Origin of the sequence: Ramlibacter sp. WS9, assembly GCF_003797765.1 — a bacterium.
Taxonomy (GTDB): domain Bacteria; phylum Pseudomonadota; class Gammaproteobacteria; order Burkholderiales; family Burkholderiaceae_C; genus Ramlibacter.
In genome coordinates this window covers 1-23,469 of sequence record NZ_RKMB01000047.1, presented here as the reverse complement: position 1 = coordinate 23,469, position 23,469 = coordinate 1, and the positions used below count along the sequence as shown (strand labels likewise).

General features: G+C 66.6%; 27 protein-coding genes. 11 read left to right on the top strand and 16 right to left on the bottom strand.

Annotation, left to right across the window (positions count from 1 at the left end; all coding sequences use genetic code 11):
- Positions 1-400: 400 nt before the first annotated feature.
- On the bottom strand, positions 401-601 hold the full coding sequence (locus tag EEB15_RS31690) for a hypothetical protein (RefSeq protein WP_141513984.1): 201 nt from the start codon (positions 599-601) through the stop codon (positions 401-403).
- A 134-nt stretch (positions 602-735) separates the two neighbouring features.
- On the opposite strand from EEB15_RS31690, the gene EEB15_RS31685 reads away from it, so the two are divergent.
- From EEB15_RS31685 to EEB15_RS31675, 3 genes are read left to right on the top strand one after another with little or no spacing between them, the layout of a single operon-like run.
- Positions 736-1,659, top strand: a complete 924-nt coding sequence (locus EEB15_RS31685) for a LysR family transcriptional regulator (protein ID WP_141513983.1) — start codon at positions 736-738, stop codon at positions 1,657-1,659.
- Complete coding sequence (locus EEB15_RS31680) at positions 1,656-2,198, top strand: phosphatidylglycerophosphatase A (protein ID WP_233259706.1); 543 nt, start codon at positions 1,656-1,658, stop codon at positions 2,196-2,198. The genes EEB15_RS31685 and EEB15_RS31680 overlap by 4 nt, the downstream gene beginning before the upstream one ends.
- Positions 2,195-2,680 (top strand): CinA family protein, encoded by a 486-nt coding sequence (locus EEB15_RS31675; protein ID WP_255466390.1) that lies wholly within the window; start codon positions 2,195-2,197, stop codon positions 2,678-2,680. The genes EEB15_RS31680 and EEB15_RS31675 overlap by 4 nt, the downstream gene beginning before the upstream one ends.
- On the opposite strand, the gene EEB15_RS31670 is transcribed toward EEB15_RS31675, so the two are convergent.
- Positions 2,670-3,833, bottom strand: a complete 1,164-nt coding sequence (locus tag EEB15_RS31670; protein WP_141513981.1) for a twin-arginine translocation pathway signal protein — start codon at positions 3,831-3,833, stop codon at positions 2,670-2,672. The two genes, EEB15_RS31675 and EEB15_RS31670, sit on opposite strands and share 11 nt — an antisense overlap.
- Positions 3,834-3,844: 11 nt before the next feature.
- On the bottom strand, positions 3,845-4,861 hold the full coding sequence (locus EEB15_RS31665) for an NAD-dependent epimerase/dehydratase family protein (protein WP_141513980.1): 1,017 nt from the start codon (positions 4,859-4,861) through the stop codon (positions 3,845-3,847).
- A gap of 92 nt (positions 4,862-4,953) precedes the next feature.
- Here EEB15_RS31665 and EEB15_RS31660 point away from each other — a divergent pair, with 92 nt between their 5' ends.
- Genes EEB15_RS31660 through EEB15_RS31640 form a run of 5 tightly spaced genes read left to right on the top strand, consistent with a single transcriptional unit; the run spans position 4,954 to position 9,899 of the window.
- Positions 4,954-5,838: a LysR family transcriptional regulator gene (locus EEB15_RS31660; RefSeq protein ID WP_141513979.1), complete on the top strand. Its 885-nt coding sequence runs from the start codon at positions 4,954-4,956 to the stop codon at positions 5,836-5,838.
- Between the two features lie 30 nt (positions 5,839-5,868).
- Entirely contained in the window at positions 5,869-6,780 is a 912-nt protein-coding gene (locus EEB15_RS31655; RefSeq protein ID WP_141513978.1) for an alpha/beta fold hydrolase, read from the top strand.
- A gap of 27 nt (positions 6,781-6,807) precedes the next feature.
- Complete coding sequence (locus tag EEB15_RS31650) at positions 6,808-7,218, top strand: hypothetical protein (RefSeq protein ID WP_141513977.1); 411 nt, start codon at positions 6,808-6,810, stop codon at positions 7,216-7,218.
- On the top strand, positions 7,215-8,264 hold the full coding sequence (locus EEB15_RS31645; protein ID WP_141513976.1) for a serine hydrolase: 1,050 nt from the start codon (positions 7,215-7,217) through the stop codon (positions 8,262-8,264). The genes EEB15_RS31650 and EEB15_RS31645 overlap by 4 nt, the downstream gene beginning before the upstream one ends.
- 12 nt (positions 8,265-8,276) lie before the next feature.
- A complete protein-coding gene (locus EEB15_RS31640) occupies positions 8,277-9,899 on the top strand; it encodes an FMN-binding glutamate synthase family protein (RefSeq protein ID WP_141513975.1) in 1,623 nt (540 codons plus the stop codon).
- Here the strand turns inward: EEB15_RS31640 and EEB15_RS31635 are convergent.
- The 9 genes from EEB15_RS31635 to argS all read right to left on the bottom strand — a co-directional run bounded on the left by EEB15_RS31635 (position 9,847) and on the right by argS (position 17,980).
- Complete coding sequence (locus tag EEB15_RS31635) at positions 9,847-10,326, bottom strand: putative toxin-antitoxin system toxin component, PIN family (RefSeq protein WP_141513974.1); 480 nt, start codon at positions 10,324-10,326, stop codon at positions 9,847-9,849. The two genes, EEB15_RS31640 and EEB15_RS31635, sit on opposite strands and share 53 nt — an antisense overlap.
- Positions 10,307-11,524 carry a class I SAM-dependent RNA methyltransferase gene (locus tag EEB15_RS31630; RefSeq protein ID WP_141513973.1) on the bottom strand — a complete coding sequence of 406 codons (1,218 nt, stop codon included), beginning with the start codon at positions 11,522-11,524 and terminating at the stop codon, positions 10,307-10,309. Before EEB15_RS31630 ends, EEB15_RS31635 begins: the two co-directional genes overlap by 20 nt.
- Positions 11,521-11,781 (bottom strand): AbrB/MazE/SpoVT family DNA-binding domain-containing protein, encoded by a 261-nt coding sequence (locus tag EEB15_RS31625; RefSeq protein ID WP_141513972.1) that lies wholly within the window; start codon positions 11,779-11,781, stop codon positions 11,521-11,523. The genes EEB15_RS31630 and EEB15_RS31625 overlap by 4 nt, the downstream gene beginning before the upstream one ends.
- Positions 11,782-11,852: 71 nt before the next feature.
- Positions 11,853-13,427: an RNA polymerase factor sigma-54 gene (locus EEB15_RS31620; RefSeq protein ID WP_141513971.1), complete on the bottom strand. Its 1,575-nt coding sequence runs from the start codon at positions 13,425-13,427 to the stop codon at positions 11,853-11,855.
- A 19-nt stretch (positions 13,428-13,446) separates the two neighbouring features.
- Positions 13,447-14,235: an LPS export ABC transporter ATP-binding protein gene (lptB, locus tag EEB15_RS31615; RefSeq protein WP_141513970.1), complete on the bottom strand. Its 789-nt coding sequence runs from the start codon at positions 14,233-14,235 to the stop codon at positions 13,447-13,449.
- Positions 14,232-14,840 carry a lipopolysaccharide transport periplasmic protein LptA gene (gene lptA / locus EEB15_RS31610; protein WP_141513969.1) on the bottom strand — a complete coding sequence of 203 codons (609 nt, stop codon included), beginning with the start codon at positions 14,838-14,840 and terminating at the stop codon, positions 14,232-14,234. Before lptA ends, lptB begins: the two co-directional genes overlap by 4 nt.
- Positions 14,841-14,927: 87 nt before the next feature.
- Positions 14,928-15,578 carry a thiol:disulfide interchange protein DsbA/DsbL gene (locus tag EEB15_RS31605; protein WP_141513968.1) on the bottom strand — a complete coding sequence of 217 codons (651 nt, stop codon included), beginning with the start codon at positions 15,576-15,578 and terminating at the stop codon, positions 14,928-14,930.
- 71 nt (positions 15,579-15,649) lie between these two features.
- Positions 15,650-16,279: an SPOR domain-containing protein gene (locus EEB15_RS31600; protein WP_141513967.1), complete on the bottom strand. Its 630-nt coding sequence runs from the start codon at positions 16,277-16,279 to the stop codon at positions 15,650-15,652.
- Positions 16,280-16,306: 27 nt separating this feature from the next.
- Positions 16,307-17,980, bottom strand: a complete 1,674-nt coding sequence (gene argS / locus EEB15_RS31595; protein WP_141513966.1) for an arginine--tRNA ligase — start codon at positions 17,978-17,980, stop codon at positions 16,307-16,309.
- Between the two features lie 106 nt (positions 17,981-18,086).
- On the opposite strand from argS, the gene EEB15_RS31590 reads away from it, so the two are divergent.
- Together EEB15_RS31590 and EEB15_RS34690 are read left to right on the top strand one after the other, a co-directional pair.
- The gene (locus EEB15_RS31590; RefSeq protein ID WP_141513965.1) at positions 18,087-18,308 is read left to right on the top strand and encodes a PsiF family protein; all 222 of its coding nucleotides are present in this window, start codon (positions 18,087-18,089) and stop codon (positions 18,306-18,308) included.
- A 116-nt stretch (positions 18,309-18,424) separates the two neighbouring features.
- Positions 18,425-18,865 (top strand): hypothetical protein, encoded by a 441-nt coding sequence (locus EEB15_RS34690; protein WP_199236685.1) that lies wholly within the window; start codon positions 18,425-18,427, stop codon positions 18,863-18,865.
- Between the two features lie 3 nt (positions 18,866-18,868).
- Here EEB15_RS34690 and EEB15_RS31580 read toward each other — a convergent pair whose 3' ends face one another.
- The 4 genes from EEB15_RS31580 to EEB15_RS31565 form a co-directional block, all read right to left on the bottom strand.
- Positions 18,869-19,324 carry a DUF2214 family protein gene (locus EEB15_RS31580; RefSeq protein WP_141513964.1) on the bottom strand — a complete coding sequence of 152 codons (456 nt, stop codon included), beginning with the start codon at positions 19,322-19,324 and terminating at the stop codon, positions 18,869-18,871.
- A gap of 14 nt (positions 19,325-19,338) precedes the next feature.
- Positions 19,339-20,256 (bottom strand): LysR family transcriptional regulator, encoded by a 918-nt coding sequence (locus EEB15_RS31575; RefSeq protein ID WP_141513963.1) that lies wholly within the window; start codon positions 20,254-20,256, stop codon positions 19,339-19,341.
- Between the two features lie 160 nt (positions 20,257-20,416).
- A complete protein-coding gene (locus EEB15_RS31570) occupies positions 20,417-21,598 on the bottom strand; it encodes a CaiB/BaiF CoA-transferase family protein (RefSeq protein ID WP_141513962.1) in 1,182 nt (393 codons plus the stop codon).
- A 3-nt stretch (positions 21,599-21,601) separates the two neighbouring features.
- Entirely contained in the window at positions 21,602-22,549 is a 948-nt protein-coding gene (locus tag EEB15_RS31565; protein WP_141513961.1) for a hydroxymethylglutaryl-CoA lyase, read from the bottom strand.
- Positions 22,550-22,632: 83 nt separating this feature from the next.
- On the opposite strand from EEB15_RS31565, the gene EEB15_RS31560 reads away from it, so the two are divergent.
- Positions 22,633-23,373 carry an IclR family transcriptional regulator gene (locus tag EEB15_RS31560; protein WP_141513960.1) on the top strand — a complete coding sequence of 247 codons (741 nt, stop codon included), beginning with the start codon at positions 22,633-22,635 and terminating at the stop codon, positions 23,371-23,373.
- The last annotated feature ends 96 nt before the right edge of the window (positions 23,374-23,469 follow it).

The following is a 23,469-nucleotide window of genomic DNA, read 5'->3' as shown; positions in this document are numbered from 1 at the left end:
GGATCGGGGCGGCGGGGCACTCTGCGCTGCGAATGTCCCCCGTCGCGGCAAGCCGCTCCCTCCTCCTTTATTTCGCTGCGCAGAGCGCCCCACCACCCCGATCCGGGAAGGTTGTTGGTATTCGACCGTCGCGCGCCAACTGGGTCCCCCATGGATGCCGGGTGGCCGATGCGGCGAAATAAAGGAGGAGGAAGGCCGTAGGCCGACGGGGGACATTCGCTGCATCGGCCACCCGGCGTCCATGGCGCCGCACACGGTCGCTGTGCAGCGCTTCGATGAGATCAGACTTCGGGCAACAGTGGGGCAATCCCGCAATGACAACCCTCAGGCCGGAACGCTTGCCACCTTCCGCTCCAACTCTTCGTAGGCGGCGCGGATTTCAGGTTCAACGTGGGCACGTTCAGGCTCCCAGGTGGCGGCGCAGCCGGGCGTGGCGGGCAATGCTGTGTGCAAGCCGGTTGGCCGAACGCAACGCGTGGCGCGCGCCTTCGCCGGCTTGCGCCCAGAGGTCGTCGATGGCGTCGCCCCGCAGTTCCGACGCGCGCTTCTTCGCGGTTTCCATCAGCCGGTTGTATTCGGCCGGGTGGTTGAGGTGGGTCATGGTGCTGTCCTTTCGGTTCTTGCTCGGGTGAGTGGACTTTAGGAAAGACGCGCGCTTTGCGAAACGGCACCGCGCGCAAATGGGTGTTGCAACGGCTGCAAAGAGGCCGGGGCGCCGGTGGTTACCATTGCCCCATGCGGGACCTCCAGTTCGACGATATGCACCTGTTCGCGCGCGTGGCCGAACTGGGCACCTTGTCGGCCGTGGCGCGCGAGCGCGACGTGCCGGTGAGCCAGATCTCCCGCAGCCTGTCGCGCATCGAAAAGGCCTGCGGGGCGCGCCTGATCCATCGCTCAACCCACGGCCTGTCGCTCACGCCCGAAGGCCACACCTTCCGCGAGTACTGCGACCGCATGACGGTCACACTCGACGAGCTCGAAGGCGAGTTCGCCAACAAGTCGCGCGAGATCGGCGGCCTGGTACGGGTTGCGGCCAGCACCGTGATCGCCCAGTACCAGCTGGTGCCCAGCCTGCACGGCCTGGCCCAGCGGCATCCGCGGCTGCAGGTCGAGCTCGAAGTGGGCGACCGCCTGCTGGACATGGCGCGCGACGGCATCGACATCGCGATCCGCACCGTCACCAACCTGCCCGACACCGTCGTGGCGCGGCAGATCGGCACGCTGGGGCGCGGCCTGTACGCAGCGCCTGCCTATGTCAAGGCGGCGGGGCTGCCCGCGCAGCCGGAAGACCTGAAGGCGCATCGCCTCATCACCAACAGCGCGGCGACCATGCTGAATCAGTGGCCGTTCATCATCAAAGGCAAGGCATCGGTGGTCCAGGCCGAAGGCCATTGGCGCACCAACGACACCAACATGGCCGCCACCATGGTGCTGCAGGGCCTGGGCATCGGCCGGCTGGCCACGCTGGTGGGAGACGTGCTGGTGGCGCAGAAACTCCTGGTTCCGGTGATGGAAAAGATCGTCGATCGGGGCCCCGTGCCGGTTTACGCCGTCACCGCCGGCGGACGCCATCGCCTTCCCAAGATCAGGACCTGCATCGACTACTGGGCCGAATGGTTCGCCGAGACGGCCACCGTCGCGAAGGCCAAGGCACGATGACCGCGCCGCTTGATCCGCCGCTCAACCCGCCGGTGCATCCGCCGATGAGGCGGCCCACTTTGCGCTTCATGCTTTCGCACCCGGCCCACATGATCGCGCTGGGCTTTGGCTCGGGCCTGTCTCCGGTCGCGCCCGGCACCGCCGGCACACTGTGGGCGTGGGTTGCTTACCTCGCGATGGAAAACTGGCTGGCGCCGGAGGCGATTGGTTGGGTGATCGCGGCATCACTGCCCATTGGATGGTGGGCGTGCACCGTGACGGCATCGCGCATGCGCATCCTCGACCCGGGCAACATCGTCTGGGATGAAGTCATCGCCTTCTGGATCGTGCTGTGGTTGGTAATGCCGGCGGGACTTGTGGGCCAGCTCGTGGCATTTCTGTTGTTCCGATTGTTCGACGCCGTCAAGCCCGGCCCGGTGGCGTGGGCCGATGACCTGTTCCACGGCTTCGGCTGGCGCGGCGGCTTCGGCATCATCTTCGACGACCTGGTCGCCGGCTTCTGCACGCTCCTGGTGATCGCGGCCTGGAGGGCATGGTGAACACGGCGCTGCCACAACAACTCGCGGCCGTGCTGCAGGACAACGGCTGGATGCTCGCCACGGCCGAGAGCTGCACGGGCGGCATGATCGCCGCCGCGTGCACTGACCTGGCCGGGTCGAGCAACTGGTTCGAGCGCGGCTTCGTCACCTACTCCAACGAAGCCAAGACCGAGATGCTGGGCGTGGACGCGGCGTTGATCGAAACACACGGCGCAGTCAGTGAAGTCGTCGCGCGTGCCATGGCCTTCGGCGCCGTGCGCCACTCGCGAGCGAGGGTGAGCGTGGCGGTGACGGGCATCGCCGGCCCCACCGGCGGCAGCCCGGAGAAGCCGGTGGGCACGGTGTGGTTCGGCTTCATGATCGATGGGCTGCTCTCCAGCGAAACGAAGCGCTTCGACGGTGATCGCGCGGCGGTGCGCGCGGCAACGGTCGATCATGCACTCGTCGGCTTGCTGTCGAGATTGAACGCGTTCACGCCGTGACGATGTGCGCATCCACACCCCGCCGCGGCGCGGGTTGCACCGGTGGCGCGTAGCCCAGCCTTGTCCACATCTGCACCGTGAACCGGGGCTGCGGCGCTTCCACCAGCGCGTGGATGCCGGCATAAAGCTTGGCCTGCTCGGGATATTCCTGCAGCGCCTGCGACAGCGGCTGCATGGCCAAGCCTTGAGCCGTGGCCGCGAGCTGTGCGCGTGCGTAGGCGCGGCCAGCGTTCACCTGGGTCTTGCGGTCGTTGCCCTCGGTGACGAGCCAGAAGAACGCCGGCGTGGTGGTGATCTTCGCGTTGAAGTCCTTGATCTGGCCGGTGGTGGCGGCATCATGGGGGCCCGGCGCCTTGCTGCGGTCGAACAAGCCCAGCGTGGTGAGCGCACGCACCATGGGCGTATTGATCGACAGGCCGTCGCGGTACCGCGCGATCTCGGCCGGGCCGACACGCAGCACTTTGTACGACTCCATGATCGTGCGCGGTGTCACCAGCTCGATGCGCCAGGCCTCGCTGGCGATGGCACGGTGCTTCTGCAGCTGCTCGGGCTGGGCTGAACCGGCAAAGCCCACGCGGATGCGATGGCTCGCCACGCTGTCCGTGATCGCCTGCAACGCCGCCGGCACCGGTTCGCGCGGCTCGTAGGCTTCGCGGTTGGTGTGCCGCAGCAGGATCTGGCCGAACAGCGGGTCGGGGTTGACGCGAGCGTCCGGCACGAGGCGAATGCGGGCGACCGGGCGCTTGTCCAATTGCGCGGGACCGAACTCGCCTTGCGGGAACAGCTCGACGTCGGCACGCAAGCCCTTTTGCCGCGCCGCGAGGTCCAGCAGTTCGACGAACGTGCCGTGGCTCATCATGATCTGGCGCGACAGCGGATCGGTCTCGGGCAGCAGCCGCGTCAGGTCGCAGTACAGCGTGATCTCATCGGGACGGCCCAGGTCCACCAGCCAGGATTGCAGGTTGTGCGAGTGCGGCGCGAGGATGGCGTAGCCGAGCACCCAGCGGCGCACGTCGGCCTCTTCGCCGGGGCCCTTCCAGGCTTGCACGGCCTCTGCCGGGTAGTCGCCGGACAGCGCGCAGCCGGCCAGCGGCAACACGGCCGAGGCGATCACGCCGCCGCCGGCGACGCGGATGAATTGACGACGGTCCATGGTGATTCCCTTCAGCGTTGCAACATCATGGACGCGTGGCCGGCCGCCGGCTTGTCCTGCATCAAGTCCAGCTCACTGAGCGCAGCGCGCAGCGCTTGCGGAAACGGCGTTTGCGGCTCCGCGCCGATCAGCTCGATCAGCCGGTCATTTGCGAGGCGATAGGGCCTGCGCCACAGGTAGCGCATCTCCCACATCGCCGCGACCGTCGGCACGAACAGGCTGGCGACGCCCACCAGCGGCCACCAAAGCGAAGCCGCGCGCAGCGGCGCGCCGGCGCACAGCCATCCTTGCTCACGCGCGATCGGTGTCAGCGCGGCGATCCAGTCGCGGCCGGTGAGGTGGTAGCCGCCGAAGTGCAGGGTTTCGAACGCGGGCAGGCTATGGCGCCGCTGCGCCACCGCGACGAAAGTCCGTGCCATGTCCGGCAGATAAGCCCAGGCCGTCGGCACATTAAGCTTGCCCGGATAGGTCAACTTGCCGGCCTTCAGGCCCTTCGCCATCACCAGGTCCAGCCACGATCCGGTGCCGCTGCCGAAGAAGTCACCGCTGCGGATCACCACGGCTTTCATGCGGCCGTCCTGCGTCGCCTCGCGGATCTGCTGCTCACTGGCAATGCGCATGCGGCCCTTGAAGGTCGTTGCTTCCTGCGGCGTGTCTGCGCGCAACACGGTCGGCATGGCTTCGCCGAAGTTGTAGACGCTGGCCGGCAGCATCAGCGTGGCGCCGAGCGCGCGCGCCACGTTAATGGCTGCCGACGTGAGGCGGGGCACTTCCACGCGCCAGGCCTTGTGCGTGTATTGCGGGCTCAATGCCTGCACGACGACATCGGCGCCCGCTGCGTGCCTCGCAAGGGTGGCCGTGTCCGACGGATCCGCATGCAGCCATTGCACCCCCGCGATCTGCGGGCCGGTGGCGCCGGGCCGCAGCTGGGCGTGAACCGTCCAGCCGGCTTGCGCGAAGGCACGGGCGGCGGCTTGGCCGAAGCGCCCACGGGCTCCGAGAATGAGGACGGAAGAGTATTGCGGCATTTCAGGCTCCTGGCGGTTCGGTGCGATGAGTGATTGTGGAAACTCCGCCGGTATTCCACAATTGCCTATCTGCCGATACCAGATATGCACGAATGAATAGCAATTTCGACTGGAGCCTGGTGCGCTCCTTTCTTGCCGCGCTCGACCACGGCAGCCTGCTGGGCGCCGCACGCGCCCTGGGTTCGACCCAACCGACGCTCGGTCGGCACGTCGCCGAACTCGAAGCGCAGCTGGGCGCGGTGCTGTTCGAGCGAACCGGCCGCGGCCTGCTGCCCACGCAGACGGCGCTGCGCCTGGCCGATTCCGCCCGCGCCATGGAAGACGGCGCGAACCAGCTGGCGCGCAGTGTGTCCGGCGCGCAGGCGGGTGTCTCGGGCACGGTGCGCATCACGGCAAGCCAGCCGGTCGCCTGCTTCGTCCTGCCGGCCGTGCTCGCGCAGATGCGCGTCGCGCTGCCGGAAATCCAGGTGGAACTCGTCGCGAGCAACGAAGTGAGCAACCTGCTGCGGCGCGAGGCCGACATCGCGCTGCGCATGGTGCAGCCCGAGCAGTCGACGCTGGTGGTCAAGCGCATCGCCAAGATCACGCTCGGCACGTACGCGCACCGCGACTACCTGCGCCGCCGCGGCGTGCCGCGCCAGATGGCCGATCTGGCGAGCCACGAGCTGGTGGGGACGGACAAGGACGAAGCCATCCTGCGTGGCTTCGCGGCGTGGGGTTTTCCGGTCGGGCGCGAAGCTTTTGCCTTTCGCAGCGACGACCTCATCGCCTACTGGGAGGCCGTGCGCGCCGGGCTGGGCATCGGCTTCCTGGCCGACTACCTGGCCCGCACCGACAGCCAGCTCGTCCCCATCCTGCCGATGATCAAGATCCCGCCATTGCCCATCTGGCTCACGGTGCACCGCGAAATTCGAACCAGCCGGCGCATCCGGGCGGTGTACGATTTCCTGGCGGCGGCTGTTCCCAAAGCCCTTTGACGAACTTGAATCGAAAGACGGAGACTGAAGATGCACGACGGCAAGCAGGGGTGGTTCGAAGGTTTCGAGCAAGGGCATTTCACCTTGGACGGCACGGAGATTTTTGCGCGCTACGGCGGCGCGCGCGACAAGCCGCCGTTGCTTTTGCTGCACGGCTTCCCGCAGACGCATGCGATCTGGCACCGCGTGGCGCAGCGCCTGAAGGACGAATACTTCATCGTCATGCCCGACCTGCGCGGCTACGGTGACTCCAGCAAGGCGCCGGGCCTGGAGGATCACAGCAATTACAGCAAGCGCGCCATGGCACAGGACATGGCGAAGCTGATGGCAACGCTCGGCGCCGACAGCTTCTACCTGTGCGGACACGACCGCGGCGGCCGCGTGGCGCACCGCCTCGCGCTCGACCATGCGCAACGCGTTCGCAAGCTGTGCGTGATCGACATTGCCCCGACGCTGGACATGTACAACGCCACCGACATGACGTTCGCGCGCTACTACTACCACTGGTTCCACCTGATCCAGCCCGCGCCGCTGCCCGAAACCATGATCGGCGCCAACAGCCGCATGTACCTGCACACCAAACTCGGGGGCTGGGGCGGTTCGGGCGGATTGAGCTTCATCGAGCCCGAGGCGCTGGCCGAATATGAGCGGTGCTTCTGCCGCGCCGAATCGATTCACGCCGCTTGCGAGGACTACCGCGCGAGCGCCGGCATCGACCTGGACCACGACCGCGAGGGCCGCGCACGCGGCGACAAGATCGCCTGCGACATGTTGGCCTTGTGGGGCGACAAGGGGCTGGTGGGAAAGATGTTCAAGCCGATCGAGCTGTGGCAGGCGCAATGCGCGGGCCGCGTCACCGGGCAGTCGATGCCGGCCGGTCACTTCATTCCCGAAGAACTGCATGACGAAACCGCGCAGGCCTTGCGGGCATTCTTCGCCTGACTGCTCACATCCTCTGAAAGAGTCGCCATGAGAAATCTTCACGCCCTTTGCTTCGCCGCCCTCTGCACGCTCTGCGTCGCTGCTTTCGGCCAGGCCGGCGACTGGATCACCGTCAACGACCCCAAGGATCTCGCCGACATCTACACCAACAAGACGATCAGGAGCATGGGCTGGACTGGCTACTACCGTGCCGATGGCCGCGGCTTCATCGTCGCACCGGGCATGAAGCCGGCGGGCCGCAAGTGGTTCGTGAAAGGCGGTGACCAGGGCTGCGCCACGCTCGATTCGGGAGCGACGACGTGCTTCCGCTTTCAGCGGCACAAGGACAACCGCAACCTGATCCGCATCACCGACCTGGCGAAAGGCACCAACTTCACCGCCACGGTCGAAGAAGGCATCCCCGATTTCGAGCCGCTGGAAAAGGCCGGCCGCTCATGAGAGTCGCCGCTCTCGCTGCCGCCCTGCTGGCCGGGGCCGCCCTCACCGTGCATGCGCAAGGAACACCGTTCCGGATTCCCGCGAGGGCCGTTCCCGGCGCCGTCGCGGCGCCGTGGAAGGAAGCGTTGCCGCAGGCCCATGGACTGGACCCCGCGCGGGTGGCGGCGCTGCCCGCGACGTTGAAGGCGCAAGTGCCCCGCCTCAAAGGCCTCGTGGTCACGCGCAATGGCGAACTGCTCTTCGAGTACTACCGTGAAGGCTACGGCCCCGACGATTTGCACAACGTCGCATCGGTCGCCAAGAGCCTGGCTTCGGCGCTGGTCGGCATTGCCGTGGAGGAAGGCCACATCAAGAGCCTGGACCAGAAGGCGGCGGCCTTGCTGCCGGCGGCGATGCTGCCGGCCGGCGACTCGCGCTTTGCCGATGTGACGGTGCGCCACCTGCTCACCATGTCATCGGGCCTGCGGAAAGACGAACGCGGCGGCTGGTCCAAGGCCGGGACCATCGTGAAGCGGCCCATGGCGGCGGTGGCCGGCGCGGTGTTCGACTACGACAGCGGGCCGTCGCACCTGCTGTCGGTGATCCTCACCGAGCGAACGGGCATGAGCGCCGCCCAGTACGCGGAGAAGAAGCTGTTCGCCCCGCTGGGGATCGCGCGCTACAACTGGCTTGGCGACGACGAAGGCTACAGCTACGCGTCGCACGACGCCTACATGACTCCGCGCGACATGGCGAGGTTCGGCCAGCTCTACCTCCAAGGCGGCGCCTGGAACGGCCGCCAGGTCGTGCCCGCTGCCTATGTGGCCGAATCGGTCCGCAAGCAGGTGGCCACGCGGCTGTCCGATGCGCCGGAGTATGGGTACCTATGGTGGCCCACGCTTTCGACCGCCGACACGCCCGCGTATTCGGCAGTGGGATACGGCGGCCAGTACATCTTCGTCGTGCCGCGGCAGTCGCTGGTGGTGGCGGCGGTGAGCGACCAGGAAAGCAGCGGCGAAGGCGCCGGCTTCATCCGCCTGTTCGTGCTGCCAGCGTTCTGGAAATAGGCATCGCGCACCATGCTGGCCCCCTTCCTCCGCCGCTACCCGCAGCGCTACAGCTTCTTCGCGATATGCGTCATCGGCTTCGCGTTGTCGGCCTGGCACGTCTGGCTCATGCGGACGGACCTGGTGGTCATGCTCGTGCTGCTGGCGCTGGTGCTGCTGGGAATCCGCGACCTGCGGCAGAGCCGCCATGCGATCCTGCGCAACTACCCCGTCATCGGGCACCTGCGCTTCCTGTTCGAGTACATCCGGCCGGAGATGCGGCAGTACTTCATCGAAGGCGATACCGAGGCCGCACCGTTCTCGCGCGCGCAACGCTCGCTGGTGTACCAGCGCGCCAAGGGTGAGCCTGACAACCGCCCCTTCGGCACGCAGCTGGACGTGACCCGGCAGGGCTACGAGTGGATCAACCATTCGATGTTCCCCACCGTGCTGCCCTCGTCGGACTTTCGCGTGACGATCGGTCCCACGACAGCGCAGCCGTACGCGTGCAGCATCTTCAATATTTCGGCGATGAGCTTCGGCTCCCTCTCGGCCAATGCCATCCTGGCCCTGAACAAGGGCGCCAAGCTCGGCGGCTTCGCGCACGACACCGGCGAGGGCTCCATCTCCTCGTACCACCGGCAGCACGGTGGCGACCTGATCTGGGAAATCGGCTCCGGGTACTTCGGCTGCCGCGACGACCAGGGCAACTTCAACGAAGAACGCTTCGCCGAGAATGCGCGTCAGCCGCAGGTCAAGATGATCGAGATCAAGCTGAGCCAGGGCGCCAAACCGGGGCACGGCGGCATCCTGCCCGCGGCGAAGGTCAGCAAGGAGATCGCGCTGGCGCGTGGAGTGCCGCCCGGCGTCGATTGTGTTTCGCCCTCGTCGCATGGCGCTTTCAAGACACCGCTGGAGATGATGGCCTTCATCGCGCGCTTGCGTGAGCTATCGGGGGGAAAACCCACGGGCTTCAAGCTGTGCATCGGCCACCCGTGGGAGTGGTTCGGCATCGTCAAGGCGATGCTGGCCACCGGCATCACGCCCGACTTCATCGTGGTGGACGGCGCCGAGGGCGGCACCGGCGCCGCGCCGGTGGAGTTCAGCGACCACGTGGGCGCGCCCCTGCAAGAGGGATTGCTGCTGGTGCACAACACGCTGGTCGGCGTGGGCTTGCGTGAACGGATCAGGATCGGTTGCGCCGGCAAGGTCGTTACCGCCTTCGACATCGCACGGATGATGGCGCTGGGCGCCGACTGGTGCAACGCAGGGCGCGGCTTCATGCTGGCGCTGGGCTGCATCCAGGCCCAGACCTGCCACACCGGCAACTGCCCCACCGGCGTGACCACGCAGGACCCATTGCGCGAGCGCGCTCTGGTGGTGCCGGACAAGGCGATGCGCGTCTTCAACTTCCATCGCAGCACCTTGCTGGCGCTGAAGGAACTGGTGCAGGCGGCCGGCCTGCAACATCCCAAAGACATCACGGCCCACCACATCGTGCGCCGCCTGACGGACACGGAGGTGCGGCTGCTGGCCAACCTCCTGACGCAGGTGGCGCCGGGCTCGCTGCTGGACCGCGACCTCAGCGCGCAGCACACCGTCTTCAGGATGTACTGGCCGAAGGCTCGCGCCGAGCAGTTTGCGGCTGCGGTTTAGCAGCATCGCCGCCGGACAGCGCCGGCAATACGGCCGCAGCCAGGACGTCGAGCGCGGCCAGGCGCTTGGCCATCGACAGCACGGCGGCGTCCTTGCTCAGCAGCATGCACTTGTGCGCCACAGCGAGGTCGATGAACTTCTGGTCGTCCGGGTCCTTGCAGGTCACAGGCGCCTTCGGCGCCGCTTCGACGATGCGCGCATAGGCATCGAAACTCGCGAGGACGCTGCTCGCGTCGAGCTTGTAGTACGCGAGCTTGGCCTGGATGTGCGTGTAGTCCAGCACGCGCTCGAGTTCGTCGCGCATGACATGCGTGGCCAGCCAGTCGAACTCCCTGCGTTCGAGGTGTTCGCGCAACGCCTGGGTCCGCACATCCGCAAAGATGAAAAGATCCAGGACGATGTTGGTGTCAAGGACCAGGGGCTGCATCTTTGCGGGCCGACCCACGAACCATGTCGAAGCGGAACAGCCGGCATTCGATCGGGCCATTCCACATCGGCACGCGGCGCGACTCCTTCAGGCGCATGCGCGAGGGCAGCTTGAGGTCGGGCGTGAGCACCCAGGCCGTCCAGTTGGGATAGTTCTTTTTCCAGTGCGTGGCCAGCTGGGCGAAGAAGTCGCCGCCGTCGTCGGTTTCGGCGCGCTCGCGGCCACCTTGGCTTTTGCCGGCCACACCGGCCGTTTCGATCCGTTCACCGTACGGAGGGTTGACCAGCATCACGCCAGGTGCTTCGCTGGGCGGCATGCGCTGCAGCGCATCGCCGCCGCGCAGCTGCAAGGCTTCGGCGACACCGGCACGCTCGGCGTTGCGCTGCGCGAAGTCGACCATCCGGAATGCGACGTCGCTGCCGAAGATGGGCGCGGTGGGCGGCCGCTGCTGCGCCTTGGCCTCTTCCCAGATCGGCTTCCACACATGCGCTTGATAGGGCAGCAGGCGCTCGAAGCCGAAGCGACGCAACAGGCCGGGCGCGATGTTGCAGGCGACCTGGGCCGCCTCGATGGCGATGGTGCCGCTGCCGCAGCACGGGTCATAGAGCGGGACGATGCCGTCCCAGCCGCTCGCGGCAATCATGGCCGCGGCGAGCGTTTCTTTCAGCGGCGCCTCACCCTTGTCCTCGCGCCAGCCGCGCTTGAAGAGCGGCTCGCCCGAGGTATCGATGTACAGCGTGACATGGTCGCTCGTCAGGTGCGCATAGAGGCGCACGTGCGGCCATTGCGTCTCGACGCTGGGGCGCTCGCCTGTCTTGTGGCGAAAGCGGTCCACCACCGCGTCCTTGATCTTGAGCCCCGCGAAGTTCAGGCTCTTGAGCGGGCTGTGCTGCGCCGTGACCTCGACCTTGAAGGTTTCCTTGTTGGTGAACCAGATTTCCCAGGCCACCGCACTCGCCGCTTCGTACAAGTCCTGCTCCGCGCGGTAAGGCGTGTGCGACAGCTGCACCAGCACCCGCTGCGCCAGGCGGCAATGCAGGTTCAAACGCATCGCTTCCCGCCACGACGCGCGCAAGGTCACGCCACCGCGGCCCGTCAGCAGGTCGTCACCCGCGAGGCCGGTGAGCCGATGCACCTCGTCGGCGAGAAAACCTTCGACGCCGGCGGCGCAAGGCAGGAAGAGTTGAAGTTGGTTCATTCGGGGGCGATGGGACGCAGGAATTCCAGGATTTCGCCAGCACTCATTGCCCGGAACTTTCGCGGCATGGTTTCCCGAGCGCGGCTCGCGGCTTGAAGGAGCTGTACGCGTCTGTCACCCTTGATGGGCCCAAACACCTTGTTGATGATGATCTTTCCAGCTTCCACCACAAACTCCATCTCACTGCCAGGCCCGATACCGGCGGCGGCGCGAATGTGCTTGGGAATAGTGACTTGGCCTTTTTGGGTGACCCGCATGAGGCGCTTTCGGAACCAGAAGCTGGAGGCGAGAATTGTAGGCGGCCACATCTTTCTTGTGGCCAAGACGCCTACAGGGCTTTTCTCAAGTTGGCCGGCGCGATGCGCAGCGCCTCACGGTATTTGGCCACCGTGCGCCGTGCGCACTCGATGCCCTGCTCTTTCAGCATCTCGGAAATCTGGCTGTCCGAGAGCGGCTTCTTCAGGTTTTCCGAAGCGACGAACTGCTTGATCAGTGCGCGCACCGCTGTGCTCGACGCATTGCCGCCGGTCTCGGTTCCGAGCGCGGAGCCGAAGAAGTACTTCAGCTCGAAAGTGCCGTACGGCGTGGCCATGTACTTGGCTGTGGTGACGCGGCTGATGGTCGACTCGTGCAGGCCCAGCTCGTCGGCGATTTCGCGCAGCACGAGCGGCCGCATCGCCAACTCGCCGTGCACGAAGAAATTCTTCTGCCGCTCGACGATGGCGTTCGACACTCTCAGGATCGTGTCGAAACGCTGCTGGATGTTCTTGATGAACCACCGCGCCTCCTGCAGGCGCTGCTGCAGCGCCTGGTGGCCTTCACCCTTGTGCGCCTTGAGCGCGCCGGCATAGACGTCATGCACACGCAAGCGCGGCATCACGTCCGGATTGAGCTGCACCCGGAAACGCGCCTGGCCGCCGCGCCCGATCTTGGTCACCAGCACGTCCGGGATGACGATGTTGCGCTCGACGTCGACGAAGCGGCGGCCCGGCTTGGGCTCCAGCCGGGTGATCAGGCCGATCGCGGCTCGCACCTGCGCGTCACTGTCGCCGCACAGCTGGGTGAGGCGTTTCACGTCGCGCCGGGCCAGCAGTTCCATCGGCTGCGCGCAGATGCGGATCGCGGTGTCGCAGGCAGGCGGCGCATCGCCGTTCGCGCGCATGGCCTTGAGCTGCAAGCTCAGGCACTCCGCGAGAGAGCGCGCGCCGACACCGACGGGTTCCAGGTGATGCAGCAGGCGCAGCGCGACGGTGAAGCGATGCACCAGTTCTTCCTGTTGCTCGAGGTCTTGCGGCGACAGGCTGGCCGCCAACGATTCGAGCGCTTCGTCCAGGTAGCCGTCGTCGTTGAGCGATTCGATGAGGAAGCGCAGCGCGCAGCGGTCCTCTTCGCCAAGGCGCAAGCTGAGGGCCTGGCGGTGCAGGTGCGACTGCAGCGACTCGTTGCCACGCGCCAGGTCGGTGGCGTCGACGTCCTCGTCGCCGCCCAGGTTGTTCTTGCGCGGCTGCGCATCGCCGCCCCACTCGCCATCGTCGGGGATGACTTCCGTGCTGCCGTCGCCTTCCCAGTTGGTTTCGGGTTCGGACTCGGAGCCCGCCGCGGCCTCCGGCTCCGTCGCCACCGTGCGCGTGTCGTCGGAGGGCGACGATGCGGAGGCAGGGGCGTACTCGGCGAATTCCCCGTCGTGCGATTCGTCGGCCGGCGGTGCATCCGCCTGCGCCAGGCCGAACTCTTCCCGCGGCGCTTCCTCCAGCGTCACTTCGAGAAACGGGTTGTCGTCGAGCATCTGCTCGACTTCCTGAGACAGCTCGAGCGTGGACAGCTGCAGCAGGCGGATCGACTGCTGCAGCTGCGGCGTCAGCGCCAAGTGCTGCGAAACGCGAAGCGATAAGCCCTGCTTCATAGGGAACAGCCGTCCACCGTCACATCCGGAAGTGTTCGCCGAGATACACGCGGCGCACGTCCGCGTTGTTCACGATCTCCGAGGGGGTTCCCTGAGCCAGCACCGCGCCGTCGCTGATGATGTAGGCGTGGTCGCAGATGCCGAGTGTTTCGCGCACGTTGTGGTCGGTGATCAGCACACCGATGCCGCGTGACTTCAGGAAGCCGATGATGCGCTGGATCTCGATCACGGCGATCGGGTCGATGCCGGCAAAGGGCTCGTCCAGCAGGATGAAGCGCGGCTGCGTCGCCAGGGCGCGGGCAATTTCCACACGGCGGCGCTCGCCGCCCGAAAGCGCCAGCGCCGGCGAATTGCGCAGGTGGTCCACCCGCAGGTCCTGCAGCAGCGCGGACAGGCGCTTGTCGGTCTCGGCGCGGGACAGGGGCTGGCCGTTGGCGTCGCGCTGCAGCTCCAGCACCGCGCGCACGTTTTCTTCGACGTTGAGCTTGCGGAAGATGGACGCTTCCTGCGGCAGGTAGGACAGGCCCAGGCGCGAGCGCCGGTGGATCGGCATGTGCTCCACCTGCCGGCCGTCGATCGATATCGCGCCGGCGTCGGCGCGCACCAGGCCCACGATCATGTAGAACGATGTCGTCTTGCCCGCGCCGTTGGGGCCCAGCAGCCCCACCACCTCGCCCTTGGCAACGTCGAGCGACACGTCCTTGACGACCTTGCGGCTGCCATAACTCTTTTGCAAGTGCCGTGCCTGCAGGCGGCTCTGGCCGGGAGATGGGTCGGTGTTGCGCCAATCCGAAACCGAGTCGGTCACTTCTTGCCCCCGTCGGTCGCGGTGCTCGGCCGCAGCTGGGCCGGGGCCGCCACCGGCGCGGCGGGTGCGGACGCGCCCGGGCGGGGCGCCAGCACCGCGCGGATTCGGCCGCCGACCGCGGAGCTGGCAGGGCCGCCGTCAACGCTGAAAACGTCGGTGGTGTTGTCGTAGACGATCAGGCTGCCCGCCATTTCATCGGCCAGCGTCGCGCCGCGGAAACGCCGCATCTCGGCACGCTTGATGAATTTCACGCGGTCGGCCTTGCCGTCGTATTCGATGGTTTCGCCTTCGCCTTCGATGAACTCATCCACGCCCTCGCGCTTTTGCCGGTAGAACGCCAGCTTGCCCGGCTCGGCAGTGACGACGCCGTACTGGTAGCCGTCCGGGTCTTGCCGCACATCGACGCGCGCGCCGCGGATCACGATGGTGCCCTTGGTCAATACCACCCGGCCGGTGAAGACGCTGGCCTGCTTCAGGTCGTCGTAGCGCAGGTTGTCGGCTTCGACATTCATGGGCTTGGCCCGGTCGGCCCGCTCGGCCCGGGCCGCGCCCACGCCAAATGCCAGGGCCAGCGAAAGGAGGAGGGGCGCGTAGATGTGTTTCATAGAGGCATGAATCTTGCTGCATTGTAGCTAGCCAAAAGCAAAAAGCCCGCGTGGCGGGCTTTTTGCTTGAGTAAATCGGCGAGGCGGCTACTTCTTGCGCGCTTCGGCGATCAGGTGCTCGGTGACTTGCAGCGCGCGGTCCATGTTGCGGGCCAGTTCACCGTCGGTATACCAGCGCCCGTGAATGCCGATCGCCGGCACGCCTGTCACCTTGAACTGGTCCTGCAACTGGCTCGCGCGACGAGCCTTGCTGGAGACCGAGAAGGAGTTGTACAGCTCCTTGAACTTGGCCTTGTCGACGCCCTGCTTTTCGGCCCAGTCGGCAATCTGCTCTTCGCGTTGCAGCGGCACGCGTTCCTGGTGGATCGCGAGGAACACCTTGTTGTGCAGTTCTTCAACCTTGCCCAGCGCTTCCAGCGCGTAGTACAGGCGCTGCTGCGGCACGAAGTCGTCGCGAAAAGCCACCGGCACCCGCTTGATGACCACGTCGGCCGGCTGCTTCTTGATCCAGGCCACGAGCTTGGGCTCGAACGCATTGCAGTGCGGGCAGCTGTACCAGAAGAACTCGATCACCTCGACCTTGCCGGCCGGCACATCGACGTTGACCTTCTTGTCCAGCGTCATGTACTCCACACCGTCCTCGGGCTTCTTGTTCTGGGCCCAGGCGCCGGTGGGCAGTGCCAGGGCCGAAGCGGCCAGGGCGCCGGCGGCGCTCATCGAAAACTCACGTCGTTTCATCAAAAATTCACTCCTTCTGCAGGGTCAGAGGCCGGCTGAGCTGGAAGGTTCCGGCGCCGGCGCGGCTTGTTCTAGCGCTGTACGCGAACCAGCGCGGTTTCCACGCCGCCCGATTCCAGCTTTTCCTTTTGCCGGTCGGCCTCTTCCTTCTTGTCGAACGGGCCCACGCGCACGCGGAACACCTGGCGTCCGGACTGCTCGCGCTCGGTCACCTTGGCCTCGATGCCCATGAGGGACAGCTTGGCGCGCTGGGCCTCGGCGTCCTCGGGCGTGCGGAAAGCGCCCGCTTGCACGAAGTAGAAGAACGGGTCGGCCCCCGGGCCTGAGGTGCGGGCCGAGGCCAGCTCGCCCAGCGGATCGGCGGCCGGCGTCTTGACAATGGCTTTGGGCACGCTCGCAGCGGGCGCGGTTGCCACTGGCGGGGCGGGGATCGTTGCCACCGGGGGCGCAGGCGCGATCCCGCTGGGCGCGGGCGGCAGCGGCTTGGCCGGGTTCTTGCCGTAGAGCGGTGCGTTCGGGTCCCAGTCGCGGTTCTTGCGGACCTCGGCGGCATCTTGTTCGGCCGTCCGGCTCTGACCCTTGTTGAGGAAGGGCACGGGCACCTTGGTCACATAGACCGCAACGGCCAGGGCCGCGGCCAGGCCCAGCACCACCCCGATGATGATGCCGACGATGACGGAACCACGCTGACTGTTTTTCACTTGGCTTCGTTTCCTGCCGCGAACGGCTTACATCTTCCGCGGCGCGCTCACACCCAGCACCGCCAACCCATTGTGCAATACCTGTGCCGTCGCGGCGACCAGCGCCAGCCGCGCGTTGCGTACCGCCACGTCATCGACCAGGATGCGCTCGGCATCATAGTAGCTGTGGTACGTGGCGGCCAACTCACGCAGGTAGAACGTCACGTCGTGCGGCGCAAGGTCGGTGGCGGCTTCGCGCAGCATCTCGGGGTACTTCGCGAGCTGCAGCATCAGAGACAACGCCTGGGGGCTCTGCAGCGCCGACAGATCCGCGTCTTTCAGCTTCGAAGCGTCGCCGCCCCAGCCGGCCAGCACCGAGCAGATGCGGGCATGGGCGTACTGCACGTAGTAGACCGGGTTGTCGTTGCTCTTGGACACGGCCAGGTCGACGTCGAAGGTGTACTCCGTGTCGGCCTTGCGCGACGCGAGGAAGAACCTCACCGCGTCCTTGCTGGTCCACTCGATCAGGTCGCGCAGCGTCACGTAGCTGCCCGCGCGCTTGGAGAGCTTCACCTCTTCGCCGCCACGCATCACTCGCACCATGGTGTGGAGCACGTAGTCCGGGTAGCCCTGCGGGACGCCGACGTTGGCCGCCTGCAGCCCGGCGCGCACCCGCGCGATGGTGCCATGGTGGTCGGTGCCCTGGATGTTGATGACCTTGGCGAAGCGGCGCTCCCATTTGTCGATGTGGTACGCCACGTCGGGCACGAAGTAGGTGTACGTGCCGTCGGACTTGCGCATCACGCGGTCCTTGTCGTCGCCGTAGTCGGTCGACTTGAGCCACAGCGCGCCGTCCTGCTCATAAGTCTTGCCGGATTGCTCCAGAAGCTTCACGGTCCTGTCGACCCTGCCGCTGGTGTACAGCCCGGACTCGAGGAAGTAGTTGTCGAACTTCACGTCGAAAGCCCGCAGGTCCAGGTCTTGCTCGTGGCGCAGGTAGGCCACGGCGAACATGCGGATGCCCTCAAGGTCGTTCACGTCGCCGCTGGCGGTGAACTCGCGGTCGTCGGCCTTCACGGTCTTCCCGGCCAGGAAGTCGTCGGCGATGTCCTGGATGTAGTCGCCGTTGTAGGCGTTCTCGGGCCATTGCGGGTCGCCCGGCTTGATGCCCTTGGCGCGCAACTGGGTCGAATTGGCCAGCGTGGCGATCTGCACACCGGCATCGTTGTAATAGAACTCGCGGTGGACCTGCCAGCCCTGCGTGGCGTACAGGTTGCACAGCGCGTCGCCCAGCGCGGCCTGCCGGCCGTGGCCGAGGTGCAGCGGCCCGGTGGGGTTGGCCGAAACGAACTCCACCATCATGTGGCGCCCGCCCTGGGGCTGGCTGCCGAAGGCTTCCCCGGCGGCCAGCACTTCCTTGACGATCTGCTGCTTGGCTTCGGCCTTCAGCTTGATGTTGAGAAACCCCGGCCCGGCGATGTCGATGGCCTCCACCCATTGGCGGAACGGCTGCGCCTCCAGCAAGGCGGCGCGAAGGCTTTCGGCCACCTGGCGGGGATTCAGCTTGAGCGGCTTGGCCAATTGCATGGCGGCGGTGCAGGCGAAGTCGCCATGGGCCGCCTGCTTGGGCGATTCGAACGCGGCCCGGTCTCCCGCGCCGGGTAACAGTTTTTCCAGCTCGGTGGCCAGGGCGCCGAGCAATTCTTGTTTGACGAGGAGCATTGTGAGATTTTACCGGTGGCTGATTTGCCGTCATCGAGTGGATGAGCTGCGGCGTTGTGCAGCCGTCCCATGTGGGACGTGAAACCAACTCAAGGAGAGAAATGCCATGAAGAAGCTGTATTCGATGATCGCCCTCACCCTCACCCTTCTCGCGGGCAGCGCGATCGCAGCCGGAGATGCCGGCGCCAAGGCGGCTGCTGCGGGCGACGCGCCCAAAGGCAAGCAGCAAACCAAGATGTCCACCTGCAGCAAGGAAGCCAAGTCCAAGTCGCTCAAGGGCGCGGAGCGAAAGCAGTTCATGAGCACGTGCCTGAAGGCCAAGGCCTGATCTTCAAGCGATGACGTTTAGAGGAGCCCGCTTCGGCGGGCTCTTCCGCTTGTTGCCGGAGCCGGGGTGTGCTGGAATGTGCGGGTCATTCCCCACGACTTCCCAAGAGGTACCCCATGAAGAACGTTCTGTCCCTGCTGACTCTCGGTTTCGCGCTCACCTTCGGCACCGCCCATGCGGCCAGCCATGCCGGCGCCCCGATGGCCGGATCCGGTTGCGACGCCCAAGCCGCCGAGAAAAAACTGGCGGGCGCCGCCAAGACCAGCTTCATGAAGAAGTGCGTGGCCGACAGCAACCCGAAAGCCATGTGCGACAAGGACGCCGCCGACAAGAAGCTGGCCGGCGCCGCCAAGAACAGCTTCGTGAAGAAGTGCGTGGCCGACAAGGACCCCGCTGCTGCCTGCAATGCGTCGGCCGCCGAGAAGAAGCTTGCGGGCGCGGCCAAGGCCAGCCACGTCAAGAAGTGCATGGAAGACGGCAAGCCGGGCGCCGAAGCCAAGGCTGCCGATGCGAAGCCGGCTGCAGCCGCCAAGCCCGCGGCATCCGCCAAGAAGTAAGCGCTACTTCCCGCCGAACCCTCGCGCCAGGAACACCGCCACCAGCGGGATCAGCGCGATCAGGTGCGCCTGGATCATCACCAGCTTGCGGGTGGAGCGCACCTGCGCTTCATCGGGCAAGGCTCCGGTCGCCTTGAGTTCCTTGTTCCAGCGCCGGAACACGATCGTCGGCTTGATCGAAATCAGGCCCACCACGATGAACATCGTGAGCTTCAGGTGGAGCAAGCCGTTGGTCCAGTACCAGCCCGCTCCCTTGATGCCCCACCAGGTGCGCGCCAGCCCCGTGAGCAGCACCACGCCGGCGGCAATGCCGTAGATCATGTCGACCTTGCCGAGCCGCTCGACAACCTTCGCGTTCATCCACTCGGTCCGGCACAGTGCGGCCTCGCTCGAGATGAACACCACCAGGGTCAGGATGGCGAGGAAGTGGGCATAGGCCAGCAGGGCTTCGAGGGTCATGGGTGCAAGGGCTCCTAGGAGGTCCAGAACTCGGGTTGGCTGTAGTTGTGCTTGAGGAAGTCGATCCACAGCCGCACGCGCAACGGCAGGTGCTTGCGCTGCGGGAACACGGCGTAGATGCCATTCGGCGGCGCGGCGAATTCTGCCAGCACTTCGGCCAGCCTGCCGGCGGCGATCTCGCTTTCCACCTCCCAGGTGCTGCGCCAGGCGATGCCGTAACCCGACAGGCACCAGTCGTGCAGCACCTGCCCGTCGGAACAGTCGAGCGGGCCACCGGGCTTGAGGTGGATCACTTCATCGCCGTCGGACTTGGGCACGCGAAACGCCCAACCGCGCGTCTGCGATGCGTCGCTGGAGAGCGTGAGGCAGTCGAACTTCATCAGCTCGTTGGGATGCTGCGGCGTACCGTGGCGCTTCAGGTATTCCGGTGTGGCCACGCACAGGCGCCGGTTGTCGGCCATGCGAACGCTGACCAGCGAGGAATCGGGCAGGTCGCCGACGCGCACCGCGCAGTCGAAACCCTCGCCCGCCAGGTCGACAACGCGGTCGCTGAGGTTGAGCGAGATGGTCACGTCCTCATGCAAGGTGCGGAACTTGGGCACCAGCGGCGCGACGTGGCGGCGCCCGAACCCGGCCGGCGCCGTGATGCGCAAATGGCCGCTGGCCTTGACGCCGCCGGCGCTGACGCTGGCTTCGGCGTTGGCCAGGTCGGCCAGCAGGCGCTGGCAATCTTCCAGAAAGGCGCTTCCCTCGTGCGTGAGGCTGATGCGGCGGGTGGTCCGCACCAACAGCTTCACGCCCAGCCGCTCTTCCAATGCGTCGAGCCGGCGGCCCATGATGGCGGGTGCCACGCCCTCGGCCTTGGCCGCGGCCGTCAGGCTGCCCCGGGTGGCGACCGAAACAAAGGACTCCAGCTGCTTGAGTTTGTCCATCAGACTCCGCCGAGCCGCCTCAAGGAGGCTGACGCCCCCTCGGGGGGCAGCGCACTACACGAAGTGAGAAGCGTGGGGGCACACATAGGCGCTGATTATGCGCATGCAAGTGTTAAATGGACCAGCTTTCAGCGCGATTGCATCGGGTCCGGCGCAACAGTCAGCCGCAAATGACTTCAGCGGATTGCAGCTTGGCGATTTCCTCGGCGCTGTAACCCGCTTGGGCAAGTAGTTCGTGCGTGTGTTCGCCGAGCCGCGGTGGCTGCGACCGCACGCCGGGGCGCTCGCCGTCCAGCGTGAGCGGCAACAGCGGCACACGGGTCTCGCGGCCATCGGGCAGTGTGAGCGGCGCCAAGCCGCCGGTGGCGTTGAGGTGCGGATCGTCGAACAGGTCTTCGGGCTGGGTGATCGGCGCGAACGGCAGGCCGTTCTTCTCGAAAATCGCGGAGAGATCTGCCGCGCTGCGATCGGCCAAGCGCGAGCGCAGGATCGGCATCATCCAGTCGCGGGCGTTGACTCGGTCGTTGTTGGTTTTCAGGCGCGGGTCAGCTTGCAGATCGCCGAAGCCGAAGGCGTCGCAGAACAGCGCCCACTGCGTGTCGCTCACCGCCGCCAGGAAGATCTGCTCGCCGCCCTTCACCGTGAACACGTCGTACACCGCCCAGGCGGAAATGCGTCCCGGCATCGGCGCGGCCGGCTTGCCGGTGACGGCAAACTGCATCATGTGCTGCGCCACCAGGAAGACGTTGTTCTCGAACAGCGCGCTCTGCACTTCCTGGCCGCGGCCCGTCCTCTCGCGCTGCGCCAGCGCGGCCATCGCGCCGATGGCGCCGAACATGCCGCCCATGATGTCGTTCACGCTGGTGCCCGCGCGCAGCGGGTCGCCGGGCCGGCCCGTCATGTAGGCCAGGCCGCCCATCATCTGCACCACTTCGTCGAGGGCAGTGCGGTGGTCGTAAGGGCCGGGCAGGAAGCCCTTGTGGCTGACGTAGATCAGCCGCTCGTTGAGCTTGGAGAGCGACGCGTAGTCCAGCCCCAGCTTCTTCATGGTGCCGGGCTTGAAGTTTTCGCTGACGATGTCGGCCGTGGCGATGAGACGCAGCGCCGCCTCGCGGCCCTCGGGTTTTTGCAGATCGAGCGCGATGCTTTTCTTGTTGCGGTTGAACAGCGGGAAGAAGCCCGAGCCCGACCCCAGCAGTTTGCGCGTGTTGTCACCGGCGATGGGCTCGACCTTGATCACTTCGGCGCCCAGGTCGGCCAGCACCATGCCGCAGGTCGGGCCCATCACCATGTGGGTGAACTCGATGACGCGGATACCCGCGTAGGGGAGAGAGTTGGTCATTTGTCATTGAGCCGCTCTAGCGGCAAAGTCATTTGTCATCGGGCGAAATCCCTTGGGCAGCCCTGCCTCGGGCGTCATGCCGTACACCGGTTCGCCCGGCAGGCCGGCCTTCAGCGGCTCGCGCGCGGCGATGAGCTTTTCGATGTTCACGCCGGTGCGCACGCCCATGGCCTCGAACATGAACACCAGGTCCTCGGTGACGACGTTGCCCGAAGCGCCGGGCGCGTAAGGGCAGCCGCCCAGGCCGCCGAGCGACGCGTCGAAGGTGCGCACGCCGACGTCGTAAGCGGCAAGGCAGTTGGCAAGGCCCAGGCCGCGCGTGTTGTGCATGTGCGCGGCGCCGGTCTTGCCGCCGATGGCGGCGCGCACCTTGTTGAACAGGCGCCGCACCTGCGCGGGGTTGGCCATGCCGGTCGTGTCGGACAGACCCACTTCGCCCGCGCCCGCCTCGACCAGCAGCGTCGCCAGCCACACCACCTCGTCTTCCTTCACTTCACCCTGGATCGTGCAGCCGAAGGCGGTGGACATACCGACTTCGACTTGCGCCTGGGGTGCGGTCTCGTCGCGTAGCGCGACGATGTTGCGCACCTCCGCGATCATCTCTTCGCGCGTCTTGCGTACATTGGCCATCGAGTGCGCGGCACTCGCCGACACAGGGATGGTGAGCTTGTGCACGCCGGCCGCCAATGCGGCCTGCGCGCCGCGCAGGTTGGGAACCAGCGCCATCACCGTGAGGCCCGGCAAGGTGAGCGCGAACCGCGCCACCTCGGCCGCGTCGGCCATTTGCGGCAGCAGCCTGGCGGGCACGAACGACGCGATCTCGATCTCGCGCAGCCCGCTCGCGTGCAGCGCGGCGATCCATTGGAACTTGCCCGCCGTGGGCATCACGCCCTTGACGGATTGCAGGCCGTCGCGCGGGCCCACTTCGCTGATCAGTACATCCGGGGTCATCTTGCGCAGCTTTTGTTAATTCCGTAAGATAGAACGATATTCTTTCTATTGAAATCCTCGCGCATCGCCGCCCGGATGTCAACATGCCCAGAAAAGCCCAGACCGAATCCGTTGCCGATGCCGATGCCGCCCCCGGCGGAGCGGCGGCCGTGGACCGGGCGCTGTCGCTTCTGGGCGCCTTCCGCGCCGGCGACACGGGCCTGCCGCTGGCCGAGCTGGCGGAGCGCACGCGGCTGTACAAGAGCACCGCGCTGCGGCTGCTGGCGTCGCTGGAACATGCAGGGTTGCTGCAGCGGCTGGAAGACGGCCGCTACACGCTGGGCAACGAGGTCGCCCGCCTGCATTCCATCTACGCCGCCTCGTTCTCGCTGGATCACCTCGTGCTGCCGGAACTGCGGCGGCTGGTGAAGGCCACCGGCGAAAGCGCGGCGTACCACGTGCGGCAGGGCCAGGGCGCCGACGCGGTGCGGCTGTGCCTGTACCGCGTCGATTCACCGCACCCGATCCGCGACCACATCCGCGCCGGCGACATCCTGCCGATGTCGCGCGGCACCGGCGGACGCGTGCTATCGGCGTTCGATCCCGCGTTCGCGAAGAGCGGCAGCACGGCGGACCGCAAGTTGCTCGCGAGCATCCGCGAACGCGGTTTTCACGCAGCCAACGGCGACCGCCTGGCCGAAGTGGCCGGCATCTCCGCGCCGGTGTTCCACGCCGACGGCGGCATCGCCGCCGCCGTGACGCTCACCATGCCCAGCCACCGCTACGACGAGCGCTATGTGAAGCCGGTGCTGGAAGCCGCGCGGCGGCTCAGCGGCAAAGTTTGAGCGTTGTCCAGATCGACGGGGCGGGGCGGGATCGGGGCGGCGGGGCACTCTGCGCTGCGAATGTCCCCCGTCGCGGCAAGCCGCTCCCTCCTCCTT

Excerpts from the sequence above, each read along its gene's own strand:
- EEB15_RS31690 (WP_141513984.1), bottom strand. The coding sequence starts at position 601 with ATGACCCACCTCAACCACCCGGCCGAATACAACCGGCTGATGGAAACC.
- EEB15_RS31685 (WP_141513983.1), top strand. The coding sequence starts at position 736 with ATGCGGGACCTCCAGTTCGACGATATGCACCTGTTCGCGCGCGTGGCC.
- EEB15_RS31680 (WP_233259706.1), top strand. The coding sequence starts at position 1,656 with ATGACCGCGCCGCTTGATCCGCCGCTCAACCCGCCGGTGCATCCGCCG.
- EEB15_RS31670 (WP_141513981.1), bottom strand. The coding sequence starts at position 3,833 with ATGGACCGTCGTCAATTCATCCGCGTCGCCGGCGGCGGCGTGATCGCC.
- EEB15_RS31665 (WP_141513980.1), bottom strand. The coding sequence starts at position 4,861 with ATGCCGCAATACTCTTCCGTCCTCATTCTCGGAGCCCGTGGGCGCTTC.
- EEB15_RS31660 (WP_141513979.1), top strand. The coding sequence starts at position 4,954 with ATGAATAGCAATTTCGACTGGAGCCTGGTGCGCTCCTTTCTTGCCGCG.
- EEB15_RS31655 (WP_141513978.1), top strand. The coding sequence starts at position 5,869 with ATGCACGACGGCAAGCAGGGGTGGTTCGAAGGTTTCGAGCAAGGGCAT.
- EEB15_RS31650 (WP_141513977.1), top strand. The coding sequence starts at position 6,808 with ATGAGAAATCTTCACGCCCTTTGCTTCGCCGCCCTCTGCACGCTCTGC.
- EEB15_RS31645 (WP_141513976.1), top strand. The coding sequence starts at position 7,215 with ATGAGAGTCGCCGCTCTCGCTGCCGCCCTGCTGGCCGGGGCCGCCCTC.
- EEB15_RS31640 (WP_141513975.1), top strand. The coding sequence starts at position 8,277 with ATGCTGGCCCCCTTCCTCCGCCGCTACCCGCAGCGCTACAGCTTCTTC.
- EEB15_RS31635 (WP_141513974.1), bottom strand. The coding sequence starts at position 10,326 with ATGCAGCCCCTGGTCCTTGACACCAACATCGTCCTGGATCTTTTCATC.
- EEB15_RS31630 (WP_141513973.1), bottom strand. The coding sequence starts at position 11,524 with ATGAACCAACTTCAACTCTTCCTGCCTTGCGCCGCCGGCGTCGAAGGT.
- EEB15_RS31625 (WP_141513972.1), bottom strand. The coding sequence starts at position 11,781 with ATGCGGGTCACCCAAAAAGGCCAAGTCACTATTCCCAAGCACATTCGC.
- EEB15_RS31620 (WP_141513971.1), bottom strand. The coding sequence starts at position 13,427 with ATGAAGCAGGGCTTATCGCTTCGCGTTTCGCAGCACTTGGCGCTGACG.
- lptA (WP_141513969.1), bottom strand. The coding sequence starts at position 14,840 with ATGAAACACATCTACGCGCCCCTCCTCCTTTCGCTGGCCCTGGCATTT.
- EEB15_RS31605 (WP_141513968.1), bottom strand. The coding sequence starts at position 15,578 with ATGAAACGACGTGAGTTTTCGATGAGCGCCGCCGGCGCCCTGGCCGCT.
- argS (WP_141513966.1), bottom strand. The coding sequence starts at position 17,980 with ATGCTCCTCGTCAAACAAGAATTGCTCGGCGCCCTGGCCACCGAGCTG.
- EEB15_RS31590 (WP_141513965.1), top strand. The coding sequence starts at position 18,087 with ATGAAGAAGCTGTATTCGATGATCGCCCTCACCCTCACCCTTCTCGCG.
- EEB15_RS34690 (WP_199236685.1), top strand. The coding sequence starts at position 18,425 with ATGAAGAACGTTCTGTCCCTGCTGACTCTCGGTTTCGCGCTCACCTTC.
- EEB15_RS31580 (WP_141513964.1), bottom strand. The coding sequence starts at position 19,324 with ATGACCCTCGAAGCCCTGCTGGCCTATGCCCACTTCCTCGCCATCCTG.
- EEB15_RS31575 (WP_141513963.1), bottom strand. The coding sequence starts at position 20,256 with ATGGACAAACTCAAGCAGCTGGAGTCCTTTGTTTCGGTCGCCACCCGG.
- EEB15_RS31570 (WP_141513962.1), bottom strand. The coding sequence starts at position 21,598 with ATGACCAACTCTCTCCCCTACGCGGGTATCCGCGTCATCGAGTTCACC.
- EEB15_RS31565 (WP_141513961.1), bottom strand. The coding sequence starts at position 22,549 with ATGACCCCGGATGTACTGATCAGCGAAGTGGGCCCGCGCGACGGCCTG.
- EEB15_RS31560 (WP_141513960.1), top strand. The coding sequence starts at position 22,633 with ATGCCCAGAAAAGCCCAGACCGAATCCGTTGCCGATGCCGATGCCGCC.